Below are 6,371 nucleotides of genomic sequence, written 5' to 3'. Positions count from 1 at the left end.
CGCGCCGCGCGCGTCGACGTGCGCTGCGCCGGCAGCTTCTTCGTGGGCGCGGTCCGCGTCGACGAGCCGCGCCCGGACGCGCCGGAGGCGCGACCGTTCGACCTGGTGCTCGTAGCCATGCGTTCCACGTTACGGCCCGCCGACGACGCAGGCGCGCAGGCCGGTCGAGTGTCGGGCAGTCGACGCCGCGACGCATGCGCGCCCGGCGTCAGCGCAGCCGACGGACCATGGTGTCCCGGCCGTTCGCCGAGGCGATCACGGCGAATCCCTCCGAGCGGTAGAGCTCGTGCGCGAAGTTGCCGTGCTCGACCGACAGCGCGAGCCTGGCGTAGCCGCCCGATCGGGCATCCTCGGTGAGCGCACGGAGCAGTCCCCGGCCGACGCCCTGGGCGCGCCAGAGCGGGCGCACGCCGATGATGAGCTCGGGCACGCCGGTCGCCACGAAGCCCTGCGACGGACGGTCCGCACCGAAGAGCCGGTACCACGCCGCTCCGACCGGCCGCCCCTCGGGATCGACCGCGACGACGCCGCGATCGGCGGGTCTCTGCCACCCGGCGACGTAGGCCGCGTGGCTCGCATCACCCAGCACGACGTGCCGCGGTCGCGTCGCCCCGGCGCGCCAGTTCGCCGCCTCGACGAGCATGTCGGCGAGGAAGCCGCCGTCCGCGGGACCCGCCGGCCGGATGGAGAAGCCCACCATGCACGGAGCGTACGCGGGCGCTGTTACGCGGGTGTTTCGCGATACGGATGCCGCGGCATCCGTTCGGACCTACGCCTCGATCACGAGCGGCACCAGCATCGGGCGACGGCGCAGGCGCCGGTTCACCCAGCTGCCCACCGTGCGGCGCACCGTCTGCTGCAGCGCGTGCGGGTCGCGCACGCCGTGCTGCGCGGCGTCCGCGAGGGCCGCCACGATCTTCGGCTTGACGTCCTCGAACACCGCGTCGTCCTCGGCGAAGCCGCGCGCGTGGATCTCGGGGCCGACGATGACGCGGCCCGTGGAGGCATCCACGACGACGATCACCGAGATGAACCCCTCCTCGCCGAGGATCCGGCGGTCCTTCAGGTCGGCGTCGGTGATCTCGCCCACCGTCGAGCCGTCGACGTACACGAAGCCGAGGTCGAGCTGGCCGGCGACGCGCACCTCGCCGTCGCGCAGGTCGAGCACGGTGCCGTTCTCGGCGATGAACGTCCGCTCGGCCGGGATGCCCGTGTCGCGCGCGAGGCGGGCATTGGCGACCAGGTGGCGGTACTCGCCGTGGATCGGCACCACGTTGCGCGGCTGCAGGATGTTGTAGCAGTAGAGCAGCTCGCCCGCGGCGGCGTGGCCCGAGACGTGGACCTTCGCGTTGCCCTTGTGCACGACGTTCGCACCGAGCTTCGTGAGGCCGTCGATCACGCGGTACACCGCGTTCTCGTTGCCCGGGATCAGGCTCGACGCGAGGATCACGGTGTCGCCCTCGCCGATCTCGATCTGGTGGTCGCGGTTCGCCATGCGGCTCAGCACCGCCATGGGCTCGCCCTGCGACCCGGTCGACATGTAGACGATCTCGTCGTCGGGGATGTCGCCGGCCTTCTTGAAGTCGACGAGCACGCCCTCGGGGACGTCGAGGTAGCCGAGGTCGGCCGCGATGGTCATGTTGCGCACCATGCTGCGGCCGAGGAGCGCCACACGGCGCCCGTTCTGGTGCGCCGCGTGCAGGACCTGCTGGACGCGGTGCACGTGGCTCGAGAAGCTCGCGACGATGACCCGGCGCGGCGACCGCGCGATGACCTCGTCGAGCACGGGCCCGATCGAGCGCTCGAGCGGCGTGAAGCCCGGCACGTCGGCGTTGGTCGAGTCGACCATGAAGAGGTCGACGCCCTCCTTGCCGAGCCGCGCGAACTCGCGCAGGTCGGTCAGGCGGCCGTCGAGCGGGAGCTGGTCCATCTTGAAGTCGCCCGTGGCGAGCACCGTGCCCGCGTCCGTCCGGATGGCGACCGCGAGCGCGTCGGGGATCGAGTGGTTCACCGCTACGAACTCGAGGTCGAACGGGCCGAGCCGCTCGGTCTGCCCCTCCTTCACGGTGAGGCTGTAGGGCGCGATGCGGTGCTCCTTGAGCTTCGCCTCGACGAGTGCGAGCGTGAGCTGCGAGCCCACGAGCGGGATGTCGGCGCGCAGCTTCAGGAGGTAGGGCACGGCGCCGATGTGGTCCTCGTGGCCGTGCGTGAGCACGACGGCGACGACGTCGTCGAGGCGCTCCCGGAGGAAGCCGAAGTCGGGCAGGATCAGGTCGACGCCGGGCTGGTGCTCCTCGGGGAACAGCACGCCGCAGTCGACGATCAGCAGCTTGCCGTCGATCTCGAAGCACGTCATGTTGCGGCCGACCTCGCCGAGGCCGCCGATGGGGATGACCCGCAGCGTGCCCGGTTCGAGCGGCTCGGGGTCGATGATCTCGTCGGGCATGTGCCCTCCTCACGTTCCGGTGTTCAGTTCGGTGCGACCCCCTCGGTCGCGGATGTCTCGTTCGGGATCGTCCCGGTCGGATGCCTCGTGGCTCGTGCGCGCAACGGCTCGACGCGGCATCCGCGGCCCGTCAGCGCGTCGTGCCGGCCACCTTGGGCAGCGCGCCGCCGGCGGCGGCGTTGCGGTCGGGGCGGAAGTTGCGGAAGTCGACGCCGGGGATGCCCTGCACGAGGTCGATCTCGTCCTCGATGAGCGCGGCCTCCCACTCCTCGGGGCCGACGAGCGGCAGGCGCACGCGCGGGCTGCCGATGCGGCCGAGGCCGTGGAGGATGTACTTCGCGGCGACCGTGCCGGGCACGTGCGTCATGACGGCCCGCACGAGCGGCTCGAGCCGCCGGTGCTCGGCGGTCGCTGCCTTCAGGTCGCCGCGGTTCACGGCGTCGACGATGGCGCGGTACGGAGCCGGGGCGATGTTCGCCGTGACGCCGATGAGGCCCGTCGCGCCGATCGAAAGGTGCGGGAGCACGTTGGCGTCGTCGCCCGAGAAGTACATGAGGTCGGTCTGGTTCAGCACCCGGCTGACCTCGCTGAAGTCGCCCTTGGCGTCCTTGATCGCGAGGATGTTCGGGTGCTTGGCGAGCCGCAGGATCGTCTCGTACTTGATCGGCACGCCCGTGCGGCCGGGGATGTCGTAGAGGATCACGGGCAGGTCGGTGGCGTCGGCGACCAGGCGGAAGTGCGTGAGGATGCCCGCCTGCGTGGGCTTGTTGTAGTAGGGCGTGACGATCATGATGCCGTCGGCGCCCGCCTGCTCGCTGTGCTTGTAGAGCTCGATCGCGTGGGCGGTCTCGTTCGACCCGCCGCCCGTGATGATCTTCGCGCGGCCGGCAGCGACGTCCTTGCCGACCTCGACGAGGCGGATCTTCTCCGGGTCGGTGAGGGTCGAGGTCTCACCCGTGGTGCCGGTCACGACGATGCCGTCGGCGCCCGCGGAGATGACGTCGTCGATGTGCTTCTCCACCGCCGGCCAATCGACCTCGCCGTCCGCCGTCATCGGCGTGACGAGCGCGACGAGCACCTGACCGAAGGGATTGACTGCACTCACGCCCTACAGGCTATCGGCTCGCGCCTCGCCGGGGTGCCCCGTGTCGCGCGTGCTCCGTCGCCGCCGCTCCAGCGCCTCGTCCGCGCATGTGCATTCCGAAGGAGGATCCCGGCGACGCGCCGGACGCGAACGGCGCGTCACTGCGGATCTCCTTCACCCTGCAGCGCGACCGGGGTGCCCGGGGGTCGGCGGCGGGTGAGATGCAGGCTGCGATCCAGCTTCGAGAGGATGGCCGCCTCAACGAGCTCCCACTCGTGCACCACCATCGCGTAGTCGAACCGGAGCGTGTCGAATCCATGCGCGGCCGCGACGGCATCACGCACCAGGTCCTTGTGGCGCATCGAGGCTCCGTCGTGGTTCCGCTTCCCGTCCACCTCCAGGATGAGCCGGTCGCCGAGCACGAAGTCGACCGTGCCGACGCCCGGAACGGGGACCTGCGACGCCAGGTCGATGCCGAGGCCCCTGAGCCTCAGACGCAGGAGCGACTCGAGCCCGCTGTCGGCGTTCCACCGCGCGAAGTCCGCCCGCCAACGCCGGTCGAGCGGGAGCCGCGCCCGGACCGATGCGAGCCCGGCCCGCGTGATGAGCCGCGTGCGCATCGCGGACTCGAGGGCGACGAAGAACTCCTCCGTCCCGAGGCATCCGAGCACCTGGACCAGGGCGGCGATGACCGGCACCCGGCCCGACGCGTGCGGAACGTCGTTCCAGTGCGCGACGCAGGTGCACGCGGAGTGCGAGCGGCCGCGACCGTTCGGGCGCAAGGCGACGTGGACCCGGGCGTGATCGCCGAGCAGCCACAGCCCCTCGAGCTGCAGGCGCGACACGCAGCCGAGCGCGCCACCGTGTCGCACCGCGGTCGCGATCGACGCACCGGCCTCGGGGGCGGCCACCCAGCCGGGCCTGAGCCTCACGAGCGCGCCGGCACGCACGGCACGCTCGAGGTCGCGGCGAGTGGCGTCGGCGTGACGGAGCACGTCGCGCACGCGGGCGACCTCACCGAGGTCGGCGCACGCACGGTGCAGCAGGTGGGGATCGATCACGCGCCGAGCCTGCTCCTCGCTCGTGGACGCGAGGCTCGGACGGCGACCGACGTGACGCACGGTCGCGGACTCCGCCGCTGTGGAGGAGGAGCCGGTCGTGCGAGATGACGGAGATCCGGGCCGACACGCCGATCCGGCGCGGCGCGTCGCCCGAGAACTCCTCCACGACGAGCAGCTGCGGCCGCGCGGCCGGGGAGGGTCAGCGCGCGAGGGTGAGGAAGCGGTGGCGGATGCCGGAGCGCGAGTCGTGCCATCCGTGGGCCGGATCGGCGACGACGATGCGCCAGCCCGACCGGTCGGGCGCGAACGTGTCGCCGTCGACCTCGAGGTCGAGCTCGGTCACCACGAGCCGGTCGGCGAGGTCGATCGTGCGCGCGAAGAGCTCTGCGCCGCCGATCACCCAGATGCGATCGTCGGCGTCGGATGCCGCGAGCGCGAGCGCCTCGTCGACCGACGCCGCGCGGACCGCCCCGTCGGCGTGCCAGTCGGCCTGCCGGGTCACCACGATGTTCGCCCGACCCGGCAGCGGTCGGAACCGCCCGGGCAGCGAGTCCCAGGTGCGGCGGCCCATGACGACCGGGGCGCCGTGCGTGGTCCGCTTGAAGTGCGCCAGGTCTTCGGGGACGTGCCAGGGCATGCCGCCGCCGGCCCCGATGACTCCCCCGCGCGCCTCCGCCCAGATCAGCCCGATCCGCGGCGCGACGTCGTCGTCGAACCCGTCGCTCATACGGCGACGGCCGCGCGGATCGCGGGGTGGTGCTCGTAGCCGACGACCTCGAAGTCCTCGAACCGGTAGTCGTCGATCGAGTCGGGGCGGCGCGCGATGTGCAGCGTCGGGTACGGGAACGGCTCGCGCTCGAGCTGGAGTCGCACCTGCTCGACGTGGTTGTCGTAGATGTGGCAGTCGCCGCCCGTCCACACGAAGTCGCCGACCTCCAGGCCGGTCTGCTGGGCGATCATGTGCGTCAGCAGCGCGTACGAGGCGATGTTGAACGGCACGCCGAGGAAGAGGTCGGCGCTGCGCTGGTAGAGCTGGCACGAGAGGCGCCCGTCGGCGACGTGGAACTGGAACAGCGCGTGGCACGGCGCGAGCGCCATGTCGGGGATGTCGGCCGGGTTCCACGCCGAGACGATGTGGCGACGCGAATCGGGGTTCGTGCGGATCTGCTCGATGACCTGCGCGACCTGGTCGACCTGGTCGCCCGAGGGCGTCGGCCAGCTGCGCCACTGCACCCCGTAGACGGGGCCGAGCTCGCCCGAGGCATCCGCCCACTCGTCCCAGATGCTGACGCCGTGCTCCTGCAGCCACCGCACGTTCGACTCGCCGCGCAGGAACCAGAGCAACTCGTAGGCGATCGACTTGAAGTGCACGCGCTTGGTCGTGACGAGCGGGAACCCCCGGGACAGGTCGAACCGGATCTGCCGGCCGAACACGCTGCGTGTCCCGGTGCCGGTCCGGTCGGACTTCGGCGTGCCGTGCTCGAGCACGTCGCGGAGGAGTTCTTCGTACGGGGTCGGGATCGCGCTGGCCACGGCGTCAAGGCTACGCCGCCCGGCCGACGCCGCAGTCATGACAGGCGGGCGGATGTCGCGCGGCCCGTTCGGGCGTCACCCGGCGTCACACGGCGTGACCGCATCGGTGCGACGAACGTAGCCTGCGGGGATGGACCTCGCGCCCGCCCTCGTCGTCGGCCTCGCGCTGCCCGCGGTCGCGCTCGTGGTCGGACTCGCCTGGCGGGCGCGCGAGGGGCGCGTCCAGCACCTCGCTGGGCGCGTCGAC

Annotated in this window: 6 protein-coding genes; all 6 read right to left on the bottom strand. The window is 72.0% G+C overall.

What is annotated here, in order from left to right; all coding sequences use genetic code 11:
- Positions 1-208 precede the first annotated feature (208 nt).
- On the bottom strand, positions 209-700 hold the full coding sequence (locus tag ESO86_RS09690; RefSeq protein ID WP_129234713.1) for a GNAT family N-acetyltransferase: 492 nt from the start codon (positions 698-700) through the stop codon (positions 209-211).
- Between the two features lie 69 nt (positions 701-769).
- Positions 770-2,446 (bottom strand): ribonuclease J, encoded by a 1,677-nt coding sequence (locus tag ESO86_RS09685; protein ID WP_129234712.1) that lies wholly within the window; start codon positions 2,444-2,446, stop codon positions 770-772.
- Between the two features lie 130 nt (positions 2,447-2,576).
- Positions 2,577-3,551 carry a 4-hydroxy-tetrahydrodipicolinate synthase gene (gene dapA / locus ESO86_RS09680; RefSeq protein ID WP_129234711.1) on the bottom strand — a complete coding sequence of 325 codons (975 nt, stop codon included), beginning with the start codon at positions 3,549-3,551 and terminating at the stop codon, positions 2,577-2,579.
- 137 nt (positions 3,552-3,688) lie between these two features.
- Positions 3,689-4,591, bottom strand: coding sequence for an endonuclease domain-containing protein (locus ESO86_RS09675; RefSeq protein ID WP_242492303.1), 903 nt, complete (start codon positions 4,589-4,591; stop codon positions 3,689-3,691).
- A gap of 199 nt (positions 4,592-4,790) precedes the next feature.
- A complete protein-coding gene (locus ESO86_RS09670) occupies positions 4,791-5,318 on the bottom strand; it encodes a dihydrofolate reductase (protein ID WP_129234710.1) in 528 nt (175 codons plus the stop codon).
- Positions 5,315-6,163 carry a thymidylate synthase gene (locus tag ESO86_RS09665; RefSeq protein ID WP_129234709.1) on the bottom strand — a complete coding sequence of 283 codons (849 nt, stop codon included), beginning with the start codon at positions 6,161-6,163 and terminating at the stop codon, positions 5,315-5,317. The genes ESO86_RS09670 and ESO86_RS09665 overlap by 4 nt, the downstream gene beginning before the upstream one ends.
- Positions 6,164-6,371 lie beyond the last annotated feature (208 nt).

The sequence above is a fragment of the Agromyces binzhouensis genome, assembly GCF_004135055.1.
In the GTDB taxonomy this organism is placed as follows: Bacteria; Actinomycetota; Actinomycetes; order Actinomycetales; family Microbacteriaceae; genus Agromyces; species Agromyces binzhouensis.
Note: the sequence above shows the minus strand (reverse complement) of the source record. Positions and strands in the feature narration are given on the sequence as shown.